At 65.8% G+C, this 18,688-nt stretch carries 18 protein-coding genes and 2 tRNA genes; 12 read left to right on the top strand and 8 right to left on the bottom strand.

Annotation, left to right across the window (positions count from 1 at the left end):
- The first annotated feature begins 113 nt into the window (after positions 1–113).
- The gene (gene cimA / locus ASE63_RS00155; RefSeq protein ID WP_056794781.1) at positions 114–1,712 is read left to right on the top strand and encodes a citramalate synthase; all 1,599 of its coding nucleotides are present in this window, start codon (positions 114–116) and stop codon (positions 1,710–1,712) included.
- Positions 1,713–1,827: 115 nt separating this feature from the next.
- On the opposite strand, the gene ASE63_RS00150 is transcribed toward cimA, so the two are convergent.
- A complete protein-coding gene (locus ASE63_RS00150) occupies positions 1,828–2,175 on the bottom strand; it encodes a hypothetical protein (protein ID WP_056794778.1) in 348 nt (115 codons plus the stop codon).
- Positions 2,176–2,340: 165 nt separating this feature from the next.
- Here ASE63_RS00150 and ASE63_RS00145 point away from each other — a divergent pair, with 165 nt between their 5' ends.
- The 4 genes from ASE63_RS00145 (at position 2,341) to ASE63_RS00130 (ending at position 6,841) form a co-directional block, all read left to right on the top strand.
- Entirely contained in the window at positions 2,341–4,254 is a 1,914-nt protein-coding gene (locus ASE63_RS00145; RefSeq protein WP_200962506.1) for an ABC transporter ATP-binding protein/permease, read from the top strand.
- Positions 4,255–4,393: 139 nt separating this feature from the next.
- Positions 4,394–4,882 carry a hypothetical protein gene (locus ASE63_RS00140; protein WP_056794775.1) on the top strand — a complete coding sequence of 163 codons (489 nt, stop codon included), beginning with the start codon at positions 4,394–4,396 and terminating at the stop codon, positions 4,880–4,882.
- 190 nt (positions 4,883–5,072) lie between these two features.
- Complete coding sequence (locus ASE63_RS00135) at positions 5,073–5,774, top strand: phosphatidylserine decarboxylase (RefSeq protein WP_056794772.1); 702 nt, start codon at positions 5,073–5,075, stop codon at positions 5,772–5,774.
- Positions 5,775–6,004: 230 nt separating this feature from the next.
- Entirely contained in the window at positions 6,005–6,841 is an 837-nt protein-coding gene (locus ASE63_RS00130) for a phosphatidylcholine/phosphatidylserine synthase (RefSeq protein ID WP_056794769.1), read from the top strand.
- A gap of 184 nt (positions 6,842–7,025) precedes the next feature.
- Here the strand turns inward: ASE63_RS00130 and ASE63_RS00125 are convergent, their stop codons facing one another.
- The gene (locus tag ASE63_RS00125; RefSeq protein ID WP_056794767.1) at positions 7,026–7,409 is read right to left on the bottom strand and encodes a hypothetical protein; all 384 of its coding nucleotides are present in this window, start codon (positions 7,407–7,409) and stop codon (positions 7,026–7,028) included.
- A gap of 331 nt (positions 7,410–7,740) precedes the next feature.
- Here ASE63_RS00125 and ASE63_RS00120 point away from each other — a divergent pair, with 331 nt between their 5' ends.
- The 4 genes from ASE63_RS00120 to ASE63_RS00105 all read left to right on the top strand — a co-directional run bounded on the left by ASE63_RS00120 (position 7,741) and on the right by ASE63_RS00105 (position 9,953).
- Positions 7,741–8,349 (top strand): Maf-like protein, encoded by a 609-nt coding sequence (locus ASE63_RS00120; RefSeq protein WP_056794764.1) that lies wholly within the window; start codon positions 7,741–7,743, stop codon positions 8,347–8,349.
- Positions 8,350–8,566: 217 nt separating this feature from the next.
- On the top strand, positions 8,567–9,388 hold the full coding sequence (locus ASE63_RS00115) for a glucose 1-dehydrogenase (protein ID WP_056794762.1): 822 nt from the start codon (positions 8,567–8,569) through the stop codon (positions 9,386–9,388).
- Positions 9,360–9,590 (top strand): DNA gyrase inhibitor YacG, encoded by a 231-nt coding sequence (yacG, locus tag ASE63_RS00110; RefSeq protein ID WP_056794760.1) that lies wholly within the window; start codon positions 9,360–9,362, stop codon positions 9,588–9,590. Before ASE63_RS00115 ends, yacG begins: the two co-directional genes overlap by 29 nt.
- A gap of 78 nt (positions 9,591–9,668) precedes the next feature.
- Entirely contained in the window at positions 9,669–9,953 is a 285-nt protein-coding gene (locus ASE63_RS00105; RefSeq protein ID WP_156410123.1) for a hypothetical protein, read from the top strand.
- A 198-nt stretch (positions 9,954–10,151) separates the two neighbouring features.
- On the opposite strand, the gene ASE63_RS00100 is transcribed toward ASE63_RS00105, so the two are convergent.
- Positions 10,152–10,817, bottom strand: a complete 666-nt coding sequence (locus ASE63_RS00100) for a CatB-related O-acetyltransferase (RefSeq protein ID WP_056794753.1) — start codon at positions 10,815–10,817, stop codon at positions 10,152–10,154.
- 342 nt (positions 10,818–11,159) lie between these two features.
- On the opposite strand from ASE63_RS00100, the gene ASE63_RS00095 reads away from it, so the two are divergent.
- Together ASE63_RS00095 and ASE63_RS00090 are read left to right on the top strand one after the other, a co-directional pair.
- Positions 11,160–11,945 (top strand): ABC transporter permease, encoded by a 786-nt coding sequence (locus tag ASE63_RS00095; RefSeq protein ID WP_056794751.1) that lies wholly within the window; start codon positions 11,160–11,162, stop codon positions 11,943–11,945.
- Positions 11,946–12,118: 173 nt separating this feature from the next.
- On the top strand, positions 12,119–12,805 hold the full coding sequence (locus tag ASE63_RS00090; RefSeq protein ID WP_056794748.1) for a capsular polysaccharide synthesis protein: 687 nt from the start codon (positions 12,119–12,121) through the stop codon (positions 12,803–12,805).
- A gap of 356 nt (positions 12,806–13,161) precedes the next feature.
- Here the strand turns inward: ASE63_RS00090 and ASE63_RS00085 are convergent, their stop codons facing one another.
- Both ASE63_RS00085 and ASE63_RS00080 read right to left on the bottom strand, forming a co-directional pair.
- On the bottom strand, positions 13,162–13,953 hold the full coding sequence (locus ASE63_RS00085; RefSeq protein WP_156410121.1) for a class I SAM-dependent methyltransferase: 792 nt from the start codon (positions 13,951–13,953) through the stop codon (positions 13,162–13,164).
- Positions 13,954–14,256: 303 nt separating this feature from the next.
- Positions 14,257–14,332: transfer RNA gene (locus ASE63_RS00080), tRNA-Phe, on the bottom strand.
- 189 nt (positions 14,333–14,521) lie between these two features.
- Between ASE63_RS00080 and ASE63_RS00075 the strand changes: the two genes are divergently transcribed.
- A tRNA-Ser gene (locus ASE63_RS00075) sits at positions 14,522–14,612 on the top strand.
- Between the two features lie 538 nt (positions 14,613–15,150).
- Here the strand turns inward: ASE63_RS00075 and ASE63_RS00070 are convergent.
- From ASE63_RS00070 to ASE63_RS00060, 3 genes are read right to left on the bottom strand one after another with little or no spacing between them, the layout of a single operon-like run.
- Positions 15,151–16,815: an ABC transporter ATP-binding protein gene (locus ASE63_RS00070; protein WP_082609518.1), complete on the bottom strand. Its 1,665-nt coding sequence runs from the start codon at positions 16,813–16,815 to the stop codon at positions 15,151–15,153.
- The gene (locus ASE63_RS00065; protein WP_056794743.1) at positions 16,815–17,723 is read right to left on the bottom strand and encodes an ABC transporter permease; all 909 of its coding nucleotides are present in this window, start codon (positions 17,721–17,723) and stop codon (positions 16,815–16,817) included. Before ASE63_RS00065 ends, ASE63_RS00070 begins: the two co-directional genes overlap by 1 nt.
- A gap of 11 nt (positions 17,724–17,734) precedes the next feature.
- On the bottom strand, positions 17,735–18,676 hold the full coding sequence (locus ASE63_RS00060; protein ID WP_082609517.1) for an ABC transporter permease: 942 nt from the start codon (positions 18,674–18,676) through the stop codon (positions 17,735–17,737).
- Between the last annotated feature and the right edge of the window lie 12 nt (positions 18,677–18,688).

Genomic DNA, 18,688 nt, shown 5'->3' with positions numbered 1-18,688 from the left:
ACAACCGTGTCCAACAAGATCCGCCCCGCCGGCTCGCTCTCCTTCGCCATCAAGTTCGTCATGCTCGCGATGGTCATGCCTCGTCTTGTCCGCTTCAAGCTGAAACGCGACCGATGACTGCCGCGCGCATCCACCTCTTCGACACCACGCTGCGCGACGGCGCGCAGACCACGGGCGTCGATTTCTCGCTCGACGACAAGCGCGCCGTCGCCGCCATGCTGGACAGGCTCGGCATCGACTATGTCGAGGGCGGCTATCCCGGCGCCAACCCGCTCGACACTGCCTTCTTCGAGCAGAAGGCGACGAAGCGCGCGAAGTTCGCCGCCTTCGGCATGACCAAGCGGGCAGGGCGCTCCACTGCCAACGACCCCGGGATCGCCGCGCTGCTGGATGCGAAGGCCGACGCCATCGTCTTCGTCGCCAAGGCCTCGGACTACCAGGTCAAGGTCGCGCTCGAGATTTCGCTGGAGGAGAACCTCGCCGGCATCGCCGAGAGCGTCGCTGCCGTGAAGGCCGCCGGCCGCGAGGTCATGCTCGACTGCGAGCACTTCTTCGACGGCTACAAGGCCAATCGCGACTACGCCCTCGCTTGCGCCCGTGCCGCCCATGAGGCCGGGGCGCGCTGGATCGTGCTCTGCGACACCAATGGCGGCACGCTGCCGGACGAGGTCGCGTACATCGTCGCCGACGTGGCCAAGACCGTGCCGGGCGATCATCTCGGCATCCACGCCCATGACGATTGCGGCTGTGCCGTCGCCAATTCGCTCGCGGCGATCGAAGCCGGCGCCCGCCAGATCCAGGGCACGCTGAACGGCCTCGGCGAGCGCTGCGGCAACGCCAATCTGGTGACGCTGATCGGCACGTTGAAGCTCAAGGACCGCTATAGCGGCCGTTTCGAGCTCGGCGTCGACGATGCGCAGCTTGCCGAGCTCGCCCATGTATCGCGCGCGCTTGACGAGATGCTCAATCGCGCTCCGAACCGCCATGCGCCCTATGTCGGGGCCTCCGCCTTCGCGACCAAGGCCGGCATCCATGCTTCCGCCGTGCTCAAGGACCCCCGCACCTACGAGCATGTCCCGCCCGAGGCAGTTGGCAACACCCGCAAGGTCCTGATCTCGGACCAGGGTGGCAAATCGAACCTCATCGCTGAGCTGGAGCGCATCGGCGTCACGCTCGGCCGCGACGATCCGCGGCTCGGCCGCGTGCTGCAGGAGGTCAAGGACAAGGAGGCGCAGGGTTACGCCTTTGAGGGCGCAGACGCCTCGTTCTTCCTGCTTGCCAAGCGCATCATGGGCGAGGTCCCGGCCTATTTCGAGGTCGAGCGCTTCGCGGTGAATGTCGAGCGCCGCCACAATGCGCTCGGCCAACTCGTCACCTTCTCCGAGGCGATCGTGAAGGTGAAGGTCGGCGGCGAGGTGCTGATCTCGGCAGCGGAGGGCGATGCCGGGCCCGTCAATGCGCTCGACATGGCGCTGCGCAAGGACCTTGGCCGCTACCAGTCGCTGATCGGGGGCTTGCGCCTCGTCGACTACAAGGTCCGCATCTTTCAGGGCGGAACCGACGCGGTGACGCGCGTGCTGATCGAGTCCGCCGACGAGACCGGCGAGCGCTGGACCACGGTCGGCGTCAGCGCCAACATCATCGACGCCTCGTTCCAGGCGCTGACCGACTCGATGATCTACAAGCTGATGCGGGCCGGCGCGACGGCGTAGCTCGCCAGATCCGTCATGGTCGGGCTTGTCTCGACCATCCACGCCTTCGCTGGGCGAATGTGGTGTTCAAGGCGTCATGCTCGCCACAAGGGAGAGCATGACGCCTCCACCCGCCTCACTCGGTCAGGCGGATCACCTTGTCCCTGCAGAGATCCATGTCCTCCGCGTCGCTCTCGACGTCGTCGCCGAACTTCGCGAGAATCGCATAGCTGCAGCCGGCCGGCTTGTTCAGCTTCACGGTGGCGCGCTTGCCCGGCTCCAGCGGCTTGGCGAGCTTGCCGATGAGGCGGGGCTGCTCGCCGCCGGTGGCGATCTCGAAGGTCGTCAGCGGCGCGGAGCGCATGTTGTGGATCGTGATCTGCCCCGGTGGCTTGGCGCTCTGGGCGAAGGCGGGAAGGGCGGCAGGCAGAAGTCCGGTAGCCAGTCCGAGCAGTCCGGTCGCGATGATACGCTGGATTCTCATGGTGGTTTCTTCCCCGGTGACGCGCCTGGGGCGCTGGCCGCGATCTGACACCCGGCGTTCGGCCTAAACAAGGCAGCATTTGTTGCAATGCTGCTCTCTTCCCCCGCCACATGCATTCGCCTGCGATTGGGCCTATATCAGCGGCCAAACTGGAATCGTCCCAACATGTCTTCGCCTGCCGCGCCGCCACCGGTGCAGAGTTTCGCGCGCTCCGCCGTGCTCCAGCCGGGCTCCGGCTTCGTCGCGACCTTCCGGGCGCTCTGGCCCTATCTGTGGCCGGCGGACCGGGCCGATCTGCGCCGGCGCGTCGTCATCGCCTTCGCCCTGCTGGTGGTGGGTCGCCTGATCCTGATGGGCGTGCCCTTCACCTTCAAATGGGCGACGGATGCGCTCGCGAACGTGCCGACCACGCTGGAGCGCTGGCTGCCCTGGCTGGTCGGCGCGCCGCTGCTGCTGACGGCGCTCTATGGGCTTGCCCGCGTCGGCTCGGCGGCCTTCATCCAGCTGCGGGACGCCATCTTCGCGCCGGTCTTCATGCATGCGGTGCGCACGCTGGCGCTGCAGACCTTCGGCCATCTGCATCACCTCTCGCTGCGCTTCCATCTCGAGCGCAAGACCGGTGGCCTCACGCGGGTGCTCGAGCGCGGCCGCAACGGCATCGAGGAGATGGTCCGGCTCGGCCTCAACCAGCTCGTGCCGGTCGCGATCGAGCTGGTGCTGATCATCACCGTGCTGCTGGTGATGTTCGACTGGGTCTATGTCGTCGTGCTGGTCGCGATGGTGACGACCTACATGGCCTACACCATCAAGGCGACCGAGTGGCGCATCGCCATCCGCGCCCAGATGAACGAGTCCGATACGGACGCGAATTCGAAGGCGATCGATTCGCTGCTGAACTACGAGACGGTGAAGTATTTCGGTGCCGAGGCGCGCGAGACCGCCCGCTATGACGTGTCGATGGCGCATTACGAGCGCAACTCGGTCAAGGCCTACACCTCGCTCGCCATGCTCAACTTCGGCCAGGCCGCGATCTTCGCGGCAGGGCTGACGGTCTCGATGGTGATGGCGGTGCAGGGCGTCCGCGCCGGCACGCACACGGTCGGCGATTTCGTGCTGATCAACGCCATGCTGGTGCAGCTCTACATGCCGCTGAACTTCATGGGCACCGTCTATCGCGAGATCAAGCAGGCGACGCTCGACATCGAGCAGATGTTCTCGCTGATCGGCCGTGATCCCGAGATCCAGGACAAGCCGGGTGCAGCCCCGCTTTCCGTGCCAGCCGGCGAAGTGCGCTTCGAGGACGTGCATTTCGCGTATGTGCCGGAGCGGCCGATCCTGAAGGGCATCTCCTTCACGGTGCCGGCGGGCCGCACCATCGCGATCGTCGGCCCGTCCGGCGCCGGCAAGTCGACGATCTCGCGCCTGCTCTTCCGCTTCTACGAGCCGCAGAGAGGGCGCATCCTGATCGACGGCCAGCCCATCGCCGATGTGCAGCAGGTCTCCCTGCGTGCCGCCATCGGCATGGTCCCGCAGGACACCGTGCTGTTCAACGACACGATCGAATACAACATACGCTATGGCCGCCCGGATGCGACCTCGGAAGAAGTCGAGGAGGCCGCGCGCCTCGCCCAGATCGACCGTTTCATCAAATCCCTGCCGGACGGATACGCCACCTCCGTCGGCGAGCGCGGCCTCAAGCTCTCCGGCGGCGAGAAGCAGCGCGTCGCCATCGCCCGCACCATCCTCAAGGGCCCTCCGGTGCTGGTGCTGGACGAGGCGACCTCGGCGCTCGATTCCTTCACCGAGAAGGAGATCCAGGATGCGCTCGACCGGGTCAGCGAGGGCCGCACCACGCTGGTCATCGCACATCGGCTCTCGACCGTGATCAACGCCGACGAGATCATCGTGCTCGACAAGGGACAGATCGCCGAGCGCGGCCATCACCGCGACCTGTTGGCGGCGGACGGCATCTACGCCGCGCTCTGGAACCGCCAGCGCCAGGTCGACGAGGCCAAGGCAACGCTGCAGCGCGCCACCGCCGAGGAAGAGCCGAGCGTGCGCGTCAGCCTGGCGGAGTAGCGCTGCTCGCAAAAACGATTGCCGTTCGGAACGACCAAGGAGCGACTTCATATCGAAATCGCTCGCATCGATGGTCCCGTTCCTGCATCCTGACGTTAGGGGAGTTTTTCGCTCCGGAGCATGAGGCGGGGGCCTTGCGATGTTTGATCCGACCACCTTCGTAGGCTTTCACACCTGGCTCAGCCTGATCGCCATCGTGGCCGGATTTCCGGTCGCGGCCGGCCTGCTGGCGGGGCATATCCGCCCAGGCTGGACCGGGATCTTCCTCTCCACGGCCTTTGCCACCAGCGCGACCGGCTTCGGTTTTCCCTTCAATGGTATCCTGCCGTCCCATATCATCGGGGCGATCTCGCTCGCTCTGGTCGGGACCGCGGGCTACGCTCTCTATGCCCGCCTGCTCGAAGGGGCATGGCGACGCGTCTACGCGATCACGGTGATGCTCACCTTCTATCTGCTGCTCTTCGTGCTGGTGGCGCAGCTGTTCTCGAAGGTTCCGGCGCTGCACGCCCTGGCGCCGACGCAGTCGGAGCCGCCCTTCGCAGTCGCCGAGGCCCTGCTGTTCGCGGTGTTCGTCGTGCTGACCTGGCAGGCGGCGCGGCGCTTCACGACATATCACGCGCCGGCCTGAGCCGCGCGGCGCCTGCAGCGCGGGCGAAGCGCGATTCCGACGTGGATGGCTGGGGTTGGCGGCGCCGCTGCGGCGACGTCGCTCTTCCCCCCGCGCGCCGAACCACCTAAACAGCGCACGAAATGCGGCCGCAGTGCCGTCGACCGCTTCTCGCGCGGATACCGCGCCAGCCATCACGGGACCCACGCCCATGTCGCTCGTCGATTCCGTCCGCAAGGTGATCGTGCCCATCCACAAGGAGGGCTACGTCTTCATCGCCATCGCGCTGGTCGCGACGATCGTGCTCGCCAATCTCTGGTCGCCCTTCGGCTGGATCGGCGCGATCATCACGGTCTGGATCTGCTATTTCTTCCGCGATCCCGTCCGGATCACGCCGCAGCGCGAGGGGCTGGTGATCTCGCCGGCCGATGGCCGCGTCAGCCAGGTCGCCTCGGCCCTGCCGCCGCCGGAGCTCAATCTCCCGGCCGAGCCGATGACGCGCATCTCGATCTTCATGAACGTCTTCGACTGCCATGTGAACCGCGCGCCGGTGCCGGGCCGCATCGTCAAGATGGCCTATACGCCCGGCCTCTTCCTCAATGCCGAGCTCGACAAGGCGAGCGACGACAACGAGCGCAATGCGCTTGCGATCGAGACCACGGCCGGCATCGTCGGCGTCGTCCAGATCGCCGGGCTGATCGCGCGCCGCATCGTGCCCTTCGTCAAGGAAGGCGACGTGATCGGCACCGGAGAGCGCTTCGGCCTGATCCGCTTCGGCTCGCGCGTCGACGTCTACCTGCCGATTGGCGTGACGCCGCTGGTGGGCGAGGGGCAGACGGCCTTCGCCGGCGAGACGGTGCTCGCCGATTTCGCCGGCACCCAGGTGGCCGACCGGACCTTTCGCGGGATCTGAGCTTGCGAGCTGAGGGCGCGGGGAACCCTCTCCTGTCAGGAGAGGGCAGGGTGAGGTGACGGCCGCTATCCGGTTGGCCGCGACCTCGCCGCCGCTAAGCCGTTAGGCGATACTCTGCCGGTCCAGGGGCCTACACCTCATCCCTACCCCTCTCCTGACAGGAGAGGGGATCCCGCGCCTTCGCGTTCCCCTGCCTAGCCTCCCGCCCGAAAACCGCGTATCCCGGCTGCATGAGCGACCTCTTTCCCCCCTTTGAGCCCGAGCGCGTCGAATCGAAGCGAGCCCGCTTCAAGCCGATCCCTTTCCGGCTGATCGCGCCGAACGTCATCACCCTGCTGGCGCTTTGCCTGGGGCTGACCGCCATGCGACTCGTCGTCGAGGGCAAGCTCGAGACGGCGACGATCTGCATCCTGATCGCGGCCGCGCTCGACGGCGTCGACGGGCGCCTCGCGCGCATGCTCAAGGGCACCTCGCGCTTCGGCGCCGAACTCGATTCGCTGTCCGACTTCGTCAATTTCGGCGTCGCCACCGGCTATGTACTGTGGATCTTCGTGCTGCATGACCTGAAGTCGTTCGGCTGGATCATCGTGCTCACGCTTGCCTGTGCCATGGCGCTCAGGCTCGCGCGCTTCAACGTCATGATCGACGATCCGGACCGGCCGGAGTGGCAGAAGAACTTCTTCGTCGGCATGCCGGCGCCCGCCGGCGCCATCACGGCGATGCTGCCGCTCTACCTGCATTTCATCGGCGTGCCGGTGCAGGATTACGGCGCCGTCCCCGTCGGCCTCTACATCCTGTTCATCGCCTTCCTGACGATCTCGCGCATCCCCTGCTATGCCGGCAAGACGTTGGGCGTCCGCATTCCGCGCGAGCGCGTGCTGCCGATCTTCGTGGCGGTCGTGGTGCTCGCCGGCCTGTTCTTCGCCTATCCCTTCGAGATGCTGGCGCTGATCGTGATCGCCTACCTCGCGCTGATCCCGGTCAGCGTCGCGCGCTATCGCAAGCTCGAGCGCGACCATGCCGCGGCCATGGCGCTGCCGCCCGAGGCTCCGGCCGAGCCCGTCTGATCGGGTAGGAAAGCAGGGCGGCGGCTGCGTCTCCATCGAAATAGGCGGGTCATCCCGGACAAGCCGCGAAGCGGCGCCGATCCGGGATCCATGCCTGAACCTTACTCGGATGCGCTCCGTAATGGGTCCCGGGTCAAGCCCGGGACGACCGCGAGGTTCAGCTAGAAAACCGGAAGACCGGGTTTCAGCGCTTGCGAACGGTCAGCCGTGCCGCATTCGCGCGGGTACGCTTGGAAAAGGGCTCCAGCGTGCTATTGGCGACCTTCGCGGCTTCCTCGGCCAGATCGACGCCGGCGAGCGGGTTGAGCGCGAGACCCCACCAGAACATCGCCGCGGCCTGGCTCGCCGCCAGCCCGCTTTCCATCACCGCCGACACCTTCTCGCTGACGGCCTTGGCCGCTTCGCGCTGGCCGCGGCTGTCGCCGAGCGCCCCCCTCATCAGCAGCGGCATGCGCATGGCGATCGTGAGGCCGGCATCGGCCTGCAGCGTCAACATCCGGTTCGCGAGCGCCTGCGCCTGCACGCCCGCCGCTGCGGCGGAGCGCGGCTTCCTGATCGGTGGCGCCATAGGGCGAACAACTCCGGGGCTTGGGGGGCGGATGTCCGCTGGAAAAAGTCCCTCAGGACGGCCGTGCGGCCTGCAGGGCAGGAATGTGGCCGGTCCAGCCACTATGTGCAATGCAGTATGACACGTTTCGATTGCGTGACTCATGCTTATCGAGAATGGTTGGCTTAAATTTCGGGAATGCTCCCGCGTAGAGCGCATGGGTTCGAGGTGGATTTATCCGTGGCCGAAAATGCTCTAGAGCCTGTTGGCGCAGCGCGGCGCTGAGGCCGCTCAACCCGTCGGATCGTCCTTGAGCTTTTTCGCTTCTCCCAAACATCCTGGCTGGCGGCCGATGCTGGTCCTGGCTTCGGCCTCTCCGCGCCGCCTCGCTTTGCTCGAGCAGGCCGGCCTGAAGCCCGATGCGATGCTGCCGAGCGATCTCGACGAGGCCCCGCTGAAGGGCGAGCGCCCGCGCGACCTTGCGCGCCGGCTCGCCCGCGAGAAGGCCCAGGCCGCGCGCATTGGCGTCGCCGGCCGGCCCGACCTTCAGGGCTGCTATATCATCGCCGCCGACACCGTCGTCGCCGTCGGCCGGCGCATCCTGCCCAAGGCCGAGATCGTCGACGAGGCGGCGGCCTGCCTGCGCCTGCTGTCGGGGCGGGCGCACCGCGTCTACACCTCGGTCGCGCTGGTGACGCCGGGCGGGACCGTCCGCGAGCGCGTGGTCGAGACCAGGCTGCGCTTCAAGCGGCTCTCGAACGAGGACATCGAGACCTATCTCGCCTCCGGTGAATGGCGCGGCAAGGCGGGCGGTTACGCCATCCAGGGCATCGCCGGCTCCTTCGTCGTCAAGCTCGTCGGCTCCTACACCGCCGTCGTCGGCCTGCCGCTGCACGAGACGGTCAATCTTCTCGGCGGCGAAGGCTTCCCGGTGCGCTTCGGCTGGCTGAATGCCGGCTGAGTTGCCTTGCGGATGATCGGTCGTTCGACGAGCGCCGCGATGCATCCGGGCGCCTGGGCTCCCGCGGCATGGCCGCAGCCGCCGCTCACGCGCTCGGAATAGTCGATATCGCAACGGCTACGGCGACAGGCCGGGTCTTGCGCACATCTCCCGAAGCCTCGATCCTTGCGGGCGGGCAAAGGCGCCGGGACGCGCGCCGCAGGGGAGTGGAACAGGCATGTCGGGACGTCTCAACGGCAAAGTCGCGATCGTGGCGGGCGCCGGGTCGATCGGGCCCGGCTGGGGCAACGGCAAGGCGACGGCCACGCTGTTCGCCCGCGAGGGCGCGCGGGTGATCTGCGCCGACATCAACCGCGATGCGGCCGAGGAGGCCGCCGCCATCATCCAGGACGAGGGCGGGCAGGCCTTCGCGATCGAGGCCGACGTGACGAATGCGGAGGCGGTCGTCGATCTGGTCCAGCGTGCGCTCGGCCGCTATGGCCGCATCGATATCCTCGACAACAATGTCGGCATCGCCGAGGTCGGCAGCGTCGTGGACCTGCCGCTCGAGACCTGGGAGCGGGTCTTCAGGGTCAATCTCACCGGCGCCTTCCTCGCGATGAAGCACGTCATCCCGGTGATGCAGCGCCAGTTCGAGGAGAGTGGGCAGGGCGGCTCGATCATCAACATCTCGTCCATCGCCTCGATCCGCCATACCGGCGTGCCCTATGCCAGCTATTCGGCGACTAAGGCGGCCCTGAACCAGCTCACCCGCACGACCGCGGCGCAATATGCCGCCCAGAAGATCCGCGTGAACGCGATCCTGCCCGGGCTGATGAAGACGCCGATGGTGGAGCATTCGGCCGGCCTCGCCCAGGTCTACGGGCAGGGCGACATCGAGGCGATGTGGGCGGCGCGTGACGCGCAGGTCCCGATGGGCCATATGGGCGAGGCATGGGACGTCGCTTACGCGGCCCTGTTCCTGGCGAGCGACGAGGCGCGCTATGTGACGGGCCTCGAACTCGTCGTCGATGGAGGAATCACGCTCAAATATGGCTGACAACGAGAATACGCCGCCTGCCGCCAAGCCCTGCCCGATCTGTGGCAAGCCCGCAGCGCCGCGCTTCAAGCCCTTCTGTTCTGCCCGCTGTGCCGATATCGATCTCGGCCGCTGGCTCAAGGGCAGCTATGTCATCCCCGGCGAGCCGGTCGAGGAGACCGAGACCGGCCTGCCGCCGCGCGAGCGCGACGAGGACGCGTGAGCGATATCGGCGAACTGCGCAAGAACGACATCATCCAGTCGTGCCGCCGTGCGGCCTTCGGGCAGGGAGGTCGAGACGATGTCCTACAGGGATGAGCTCGAATCCGTCCTTGAGGCTGAGCAGGCTTTCCGCAGCCGGATCGCGTTGCGCCTGGCTGAGGAGCGGGGCGAGCCTGCCGGCGATGCCCCGTCCGCGGCGCAGATGCAGGCCGCCGACGAGGCGATCGCCGCCTGGGTGGACGAGGGCGAGGAGGAGCAGGACAGCCGCGCCTTCCGCCCGCTGACGCCGCTCCAGACGCTGCTTGCAGAGCACCGCGCGATCTGCGAGCGCATCCTCGACATCCGCGACCGGCGCCTGTCCTGAGAGGCGTTTTTCTCGGAGCCGCGCCGTCGTCCCTGGCTTGCCGCGGGGCCCATCGGAGGACGGAGCTCGACGATGGATGGACCCCGGATCTGCTCTGCGTTGCAGCTTGTCCGGGATGATCTCTCGTTTCCGTGCGGGGAGGCGGCCCGTAAAAGGTGCAGCGACCACCCGCTCCCACATGTAGCCAACCGGCGCTGGTCAGCCCGCCAACCTGACGAAGTCATGCGGATCGGCCCCGCCCGCTTCCTTGAGCAAAGGGACCTGTGACAGGCAACCCTCGATGTCGTTGACGTCGAGTTGCTCGACCGCTCGCCTGCTGAGCATCCACCATTCGCTCGAGAGAAGCCTTGAAACCAGTTCGGCCGGGAACCGCATGCGGATCAGCCGAGCTGGAACGCCCCCGACAATGGCATAGGGCGGCACGTCTTTCGTCACCACCGCATTGGCGCCGATCACAGCACCGGTGCCAACGTGAACTCCCGCCATGACCACGACGTTATCGCCCATCCAGACATCGTGGCCGATTTCGGTGGTCGGATGCTTGCGGCTCCGCAGGCTTGTCGGTGGACGAAGATTGGGACGAGCCTTCGCGGACCAGGCCACGGGATGTGTCGTCAGGCAGTCGAGCGGGTGGTCGCCGGCTCCGAGCATGACGTTGCGGCCAATCGAGCAGAAGCGGCCGATGCGAACCCGCGATCGGATCGTGCCGGCGTTCATATATGAGTGGCGGCCGATTCTGACGTCAGCGAAACAATAGGTGCCTCCGAGGCTTATCGGTGGCTCGAACTCGAACGGCAACACGATGCCGGGCGCTCCGTCGATTCCGAGTTGAGCGATTTCGGCCTGATTCGCATGCGTCGCCATTTGCGCATCGGTAACGCAGCGTTTGCGAAAATCAATCCAAGTCGTCTCAGAAAATGCGACTTGCGTGGGAGGATGATTCGTTTCCCAATTGGGCCCTGGGGAGCAGGTCAGGGCCACAGGGCGCACGACTCGACAAGCCACGTCGACGTGAGGGCAAAAGCGCGCCGGGCCCGACGCCTCCCCGGACGCCGAACGGCGACGCGCATAGCACCGCCAAACGCCGCACGGAGCGGGATTGCAGCCGGTCCGACCTCCTGCTACGCGGAGCTTTCCTTAAGGTCGGGGAGAGCGATGGCATCCGCAGCGTCCAGCAGCGCCCCATCTTCGGATAGGCGTCGTCCTTTGCCGGAGGTTTCGGTCTGGACGCGCCTGGACATCCAGCGAAACGTCATTGCCGCCTTGATGATCCGCTATCTGATGGCGCGATACGGCCGAGGAAATCTCGGTTTCCTTTGGGTCGTGGTCGAACCGATCTTCCTGGTGGGCGGCATCATCGCCGTCTGGTCGCTTCTGTACCCAGGAACCAAGCACGGCCTGAACCTGGCCTCTTTCGTGCTCGCCAGCTACATCCCGCTGACGCTCTGGAGGCACCTGTCGTCCTCGGCCAACTTCATGTCGGCAAATGCGGGGCTGCTCTACCACCGGCGGATCACGGTCCACGACATCCTGATCGCACGCGCGCTGACGGAGATCGCTGCCGTCAGCGCCGCCGCTGTTCTGGTGTATCTGGTGCTGCTGTCCGTAGGTGTCGTCCAGCTTGTCGAAGACCCGTCGATGATCCTCTTGGGATGGCTGGCGATGTGTGCGTTCGGCTTCAGTGCAGGCCATTTGATCGCAGGATTGTCGGAAAAATCCGAAGCGGTCGTTCACCTGATTCAGCCGGCCCAGTATCTGCTGCTGCCCCTGTCCGGCGTATTTTACATGGTGTCCTGGCTCCCGAAAGGAGCTCAGGAATATGCTTTGCTGGTGCCGCAAGTACATATCTTCGAAATGATTCGCTCAGGCATGTTCGGGGACGCCGTGGAGACCCATTACTCCGTTTGGTACATCGCTATCTGGTCGACCGTGCAGATGGCTTTGGGGTTCTGGGCCGTCGACTCATCACGGAAGCGCCTCAAGACGAGGTGATGGCCGTGAAAGCGACGGCATGCACGGCGTGATCCTGCCAGTCGCGGATTGCCAGGGATGGTCCGGTAGACGACGGATGGCCGTGCAGGTGGCGGTGGATAGCAAGCTGCCCGTCACCGACAGCAACACCGTTTGCGATGCAAGATATTGAGGCCGGGCGAGGCACAAGTAGCATGAAGATCTGGACCTATTGGGAGAACAAGTACAGTGATCGGATGCCGGCCTATCTGGAGATGTGCCTGGAGAGCATCGACCGGAACAAGGGTGCTGCGGAGTTCATAATCGTTTCGCCCGACAATCTGCTGAGCTACGTCCCAGAGAACGATATCCCGGAAAACTTCCACCGGCTCGTACCCGCGCACAAGGCGGACTATCTCCGCTCGACGTTGCTGCGAATCCATGGGGGAATGTGGATCGATGTCGACACGATCGTCTTCGGCGACCTGACTGAAAGCGTCCTGCGCCACCTCGACGATCACGAGCTCGTCTCGGTTGGTTCTCTGTCGATGGCGTTCTTCGCGTCTCGGCCGAATGGCGAGTTCGTGACGAGATGGTCCGAGGCGGCGCGAGCCCAGATCGAACAACGGCACGATTTCTATTGGACCGCGATCGGGAAAGCTATTTTTTCAAATCTCAAGCCGGAGCCTTTCGACATTGGCATGACTATATTCGGTTATCGTTGGGCCAATTGGAAGCGGTACCTTGAACCGGCCGAGATGGACATGAGAAACCGTTTGGCTTGCATCCTCTACAACAAGAGCATGTTCCCGTTACTCAAGGATTTGAGCCGCGAAGAGGTTCTGGGCCGGGATTGGCTGGTCTCTGACCTACTCCGTCGAGCTCTGGCCGAGGCCGGTTAGGAAGCGCCGCATTTGGCCGAACGCCAACAGTCCCGTCGCAGGTGCCTGGTGCCGGAAGCGAGTCTTGAGCCCCTTGCGGCCGGGTTGAAGGCGCCGCAGCAGGGTTGCCGGCGTACCGTCTGGCTGAATCCGAAGGATAGCCCGGTTGCGTTGTCGATCCAGTGGTCGTCTTCGCTCCTATTTGCCCGGCATGCGCATGCCGGGCGTCCGCGTCGGCTCGCCGCGGGAGTACCGCAGTCATCGCCTCTGATTGTCGGAGGAGCCGGCCTGAAGCCAGACCGCCTAGCCTCGAGCTTATCCTCACATGCGGAATGTCAGGCTCGAAGCAGATTTGAATCGATGTCGAGCTGCGCCGCCTATGATTGCTGTCGAGCGCGTTTGCGATAGAGCGCGCGTCGCGGCGACACGCGCCCGTCAAGATAATCCCGCTCGAACTCAGGGTCACCGTCGAGCAGCGCCTCGCACACCAATTTGATGTGTGGCGTCTCGAGTTGCTCTTGCGAGTACCAGGTCGCTACTTGCGGCATCTTCTCGGGGTTCATTGTGGGCGATGTATTGAATGTCCAGTTGTAGTCGTCCATCAAGAGATAGCCGCCCGGCTTGACGAGCTTCTTGCAGAGCGCCGTCGAGCCGACATCATGGATAAACGTGTGGGCGCCATCCAGATAGATCAGATCGAAGAATCCGTGTGGGCTCAGGCGTTGATGGAATTTGGCCAGCTTCAAGAGTTGCCACGTGTAGCTGTCATAGGTGTGTTTGGACGAGCCATGCAGCCGCAGATTCGTAAACCCAAGGGCTTTTAGATCGTCGCCGAGCTGGGCCACGTTATGGTTGAAATCGAATAGGTAGAGCTGCCCTCTATTCGCCAATTTTTCTGCGATCTTGACGCTGGTCGCTCCGATGCCGACGCCCACTTCAGCGATTTGCGGATCGCCGTTGTTTTGTAGGATCTGTTCGAGGAGCAGGATCATCTCCGCGCTGTGCTCAGAAAGAGACGCGTACTCAGGCTTTCCGATCCGCTCCAGCATTCCATTTCCCCCGTTATCGACATCCCTCCCTAACAGCACGGCGCTATCTCCGCCAAGATGGGAAGATGACTTCGACCAACGGCACTGTTGGTGCAGCGCATTCGCGAGATCGGCGAACACCGCATCGATCACGAGGGTCGGGAAGAGAGGGCTTCGAGGCTACCGCCGAGCCGGCCGACGTGCTGACGACCGCGATCCGCACTGGATCATCGGACCGGATGTCGCATTCGGTCTGATGCCGTCTTCGGTCTCGCATGGGGCGAGATACTTAAAGGGTCGGGCACCAGAGGTTAAGATCGCAGTGGCGTCGCTTGGTCAAGCCGCGTAACCAAGCAGGAGCGCCCGCCAGAACAGGCGGCGGCAACGATGGTAACAAGCCTTATTTTCAGGCGAGGCGGCCACTTCTAGACGTTGAGAAGAAAATGGTGCCCAGAGCTGGAATCGAACCAGCGACACTGCGATTTTCAGTCGCATGCTCTACCAACTGAGCTATCTGGGCGCCGGGGAGGCGTTCGATCGCGTCCCTGTTGGTGGCTGCGGTATAGTAGGAGACGCCCGGGCTGTCCAGTCGCTTCGGCGGCTTTGCGACAGGAATATGTGCATGAGGCGGATGGATGCGGAAACCCGGGGGAATTGTCACTCGGACGGCTTGTCAAAGCGCGAGACAATCGGGCATAGAGCGTCCAACGGAGACGTGGCCGAGAGGCTGAAGGCACTCGTTTGCTAAATGAGCATACCCCACAAGGGTATCGAGGGTTCGAATCCCTCCGTCTCCGCCACTTTCAAGCCCCGCGCGCGCAATGGCTTCCGGAGGCCTCTCCGCCAATCCCTTCTCCGGGCTGCCCCACCCTAGGCTCGTGAGCCCTGAGTCTCCGTGAATCGTCGCCGCGCGCGGGAGCGGTTCCGCATCCGGGAACCATTCGTCTGGCCGCAATGAAAAGGTCGATCCTTCCGATCCCAGGTTCCGGACATGAGCGCCTAGCGCGGCAGCCTTGCCTCTCCGCGCGCGAGGCCTGCTGAATCCAAATTGCCGACGTAATTTCTTCCGCCGGCGCCAGGGCTTTGACCGCGCGAGGCGGATCCAACAAGACGCGATTTATGGATACCGTTTTCGCCGAGGATCAGGACTTCCTTCTGGCATCGAGGCAAGCGGCATCATGCGAGGGCGGCATCACCGAACGGTGACGAATACGCGATAGAATGCTTGCATCGAGGGAGCGCGCCAACAGCAGGCGCGGGAACCCAGCCGGTAAGCTGACGCCGCACAGACAGGAGTCTTACACCCATCCCGCGGGGGGGTCTCGCCCCCGGACCACCTCAATGGTTCTCCAGTGAGGCCGCACCATTCGGGAGTGCCTCGGAATCGATGATGAGTTTCGTCATTTCAGGGCGCCGTGGCATCGCGGCCATGAGCCTCTGCGTATAAGACTCTGCCGGCGCCTCGACGATTGTGGCCGCCGGCCCCTGCTCGACGATCCGGCCGCGATGCATCACGGCGATGCGGTCCGAGACCCAGCGCACGATCTCGATGTCGTGGCCAACGAACATCATGGCGAAGCCGCGCCTGGCCTGGAGCGCCTTGAGCATGGCGATGACATGCATCTGGACCGTGGCGTCGAGCGCTGAGACGATCTCGTCGCAGATCAGCAGCTCAGGCTCCGACAGAAGCGCCCTTGCGATGCAGACGCGCTGGCGCTGCCCGCCGGAGAGCTGGTGCGGATAGCGGGCGAGATGCTCGGGGCCAAGCGCCACATCGCTGAGCGCGGCCTCGATCCTGGCACGGTCGTCGGGGCCTGAAAGGCCGAGCAGCTCGAGCGGCTCGCGCATCGCCGCCTCGATGGTCAGCCTCGGGTTGAGCGCGCCATAGGGGTTCTGGAAGATGATCTGGCAGCGACGGCGCAGGTTCCGGTCGAGCCGCGCCAAGCCGACGATCGGCGTGCCGAAGAGCGAAATCTCTCCCGCTGCCGCGGGGGCCAGGCCGATGGCGAGCCGTGCCAGTGTCGATTTCCCGGAACCGGATTCGCCGAGGATGCCAAGGGTTTCGCCCGGCGCGATCGTGAGCGAGACCCCGTTCAGCGAGCGGAAGGGCCGGCCGAAGAGGCGCCTCGCCGGGTAGTCGTGGACCAGCCCCTCGATCCGCAGCACCGGCTCCGCCGGCTTTGGCAAGGTTACCCGAGCGACAGGTGACGCCTGCGGCGGCGTGGCGAGCATTTGCCGGGTCGAGACCAGCTTGCGCGTGTAATCCTCGCGCGGATCGTCGAGGATAGCCGCGGTCGGCCCGCGCTCGACGACGCGGCCGGCCTGCATCACCACGATCCTGTGCGCGAGTTCCGCCGCCGCCGCCAGGTCGTGTGTGATGAACAGCAGGGCATTGCCGAGCGTCCGCTGAAGGTTCTTCAGAAGCGCCAGGATGTCAGCCTGTACGGTGGCGTCGAGCGCGCTGGTCGGCTCGTCGGCGATCAGCAGGCGCGGCTTGGCGGCGAGCGCCATCGCCAGCATGACGCGCTGCTGCTGCCCGCCGGAGAGCTCATGCGGATAGCGCCCTGCGATGGCCTCGGGATCGGGAAGCTCGACCAGGGCGAGCAGTTCGAGGAGGCGGCCGTGGCGTTGCCGGGCGGCGGCCGCGGTGCCGAGCCTCTGCAGAGCCTCGTCGATCTGTCCGGCGACCGTCATGAACGGATTGAGGCAGCTCATCGGGTCCTGGAAGACCATGGCCATGGCGCGCCCACGCAGCGGGCGCATCGCCGCGTCGTCCTCCGGCTTCAGCAACGCGCCGTCGAAGCGCAGCCGCGCATGATCGGCGATGCGGGCCCCAGGCGGCAGCAGCCCCATGACGGCGGAGGCGGTCATCGATTTGCCGGAGCCCGATTCCCCGATCAGCGCGAGCGTTTCGCCCGGTGCGATGGTGAGCGAGAGATCCCGGACCACCCGCCGGCCGGCGATGACGATGTCGAGATCGGCGATGTCGAGGAGCGGGCGCATCAGGCAAGCCTCGGGTCGACCAGGCGGTGGAGCATGTCGACGATCGTGTTGATGGCGACGAGCGCAACCGCGATCAACGTCACCGCGGCGAGGATGATCGGATAGTCGCGGCCATGGATCGCATTGAGCGTCAGGCTGCCGAGGCCCGGCAGGGCGAACAGCACCTCCATGGTCAGCGAGCCGGCGACGAGGCCGCCCAGCACGAGGCCCGACAGGGCGAGGACGATCGGCATCGCCGCCGGCAGCACATGGGCGAAGGCGATGCGCCAGGGCGACAGGCCCTTGGCGCGGGCCGTGCGCACATGCGGCAGCATCACAGCCTCGCGCAGCTCCTCGCGCAGGGATTTGACCACCTGTCCGGCATTGTCGACGCCGATGACCAGAACGGGAACCAGCAGCCCGCCGATCACCGGCAGCCAGCCCAGCCAGATCGAGAAGACGAGGATCGCCGCGACGCCGGCGCAGAAGGTCGGCACGGCGATCGACCAGGTGTTGACGAAATCGATGGTCGCATCGAGCCAGCGCGAGGGCCGCGCCGTGGCCGCGATCGCGAGCAGGAGGGCAAGGCCGATACCGAAGCAGAAGCTCAATGCGGCGAGCTTCGCCGTGACCGGCAGCGCCGTCGCCAGCATCTCCCCGACCGGGCGGTCGAAGCGGATCGAGCGGCCGAAATCGCCGTGCAGCGCCTGCCCGGCCCAATCAGCGAATTGCCGCGGCAGCGACTGGTCGAGGCCGAGGCTGCGCCGCATCTCGACCTGCTGCTCGACCGTCAGGCCGCCTTCGAGGCCAAGCACGTCGACGACATCCCCCGGCATGACCCGGCAGAGAAAGAAGGTCAGCATCACGATGAAGGCGGCCTGGAGCAGGCCCCGCAGAAGGCTGGCGAGAACGGCGACGATGCGTGCCATGACGGCCCTCCCTAGGCGGTCGCGAGCTGCGGGCGGGCGCGCTCGGCCGGTTGATCGTCATCCGCGTCCTCGGCCGTGCGATCGGCAGCGTCGCGGACAGGGTCGAGACTGCGCCGCAGATGGTTGCCGATGGTCGAGAGCGCGAGCGTCAGCAGGACCAGCGCGACCAGCGGCACCAGGATCGCGTGCGGGGCGCGCTCGACGAAGCGGCTCGAGTCGGCGATCATCCGGCCCCAGGTCGGCGCGTCCGGCGAGGAGCCGACGCCGAGAAAGCTCAGCACCGATTCCGTGACGATGCAGCGCGGCAGGATGATCGCGGCCTGGGTCACGAGCGCGCCGGCGATGTTCGGCAGGATATGGCGCTGCAGGATATGCAGGCGGCCGCCGCAGAAGCTCGCCGCCGCCTGGACATAGTCCCGCGCCGCCTCGCGCCGGTAGGTGGCGCGCGTCACATAGGCGACCAGCGGGGCAAAAGAGATTCCCAGCGCGAGCGTCAACGGACCGGGGCCGCTGCCGAGGCCGACGATCAGCAGCAGAGCGAGCAAGGTGCCGGGCAGCGCGCGGACGAGGTCGATCAGCGCGAACAGCACCGCGGCCGGCCAGCGCCCGAACGTCAGCGCAAGCAGGCCCGCGCCGGCGCCGATGGCGAAGGCGATCGCCGTGCCGGCCAGCGAAATGCCGAGTGTCGAGCGCGCGCCGTAGAGCAGCCGCGCGAAGACGTCGCGGCCGAGATGGTCGGTGCCGAGCGGGAAATCCCCGCCCGGAGCCTTGTTGAGCTGGAGCAGGTCCTGGTCGAGCGGCGAGTTCGCCGTGAGCCAGGGCGCCGTCAGGCCGGCCGCGACGACCCCCAGCACGATGGCGCAGGACAGGATGAGCCCGGCCGGCCAGTGCCGCCGCGGGGAGGGAGCCCGGCCAAGGCCGGGCTCCTGTGCTGAAACAGCCTGGATCGCCATGGCGGGCGCCCC

This window comes from Allobosea sp. Root381, assembly GCF_001429395.1.
Taxonomy (GTDB): domain Bacteria; phylum Pseudomonadota; class Alphaproteobacteria; order Rhizobiales; family Beijerinckiaceae; genus Allobosea.
The sequence above is the reverse complement of the archived record's forward strand: the minus strand, read 5'-3'. Positions and strand labels throughout refer to the sequence as shown.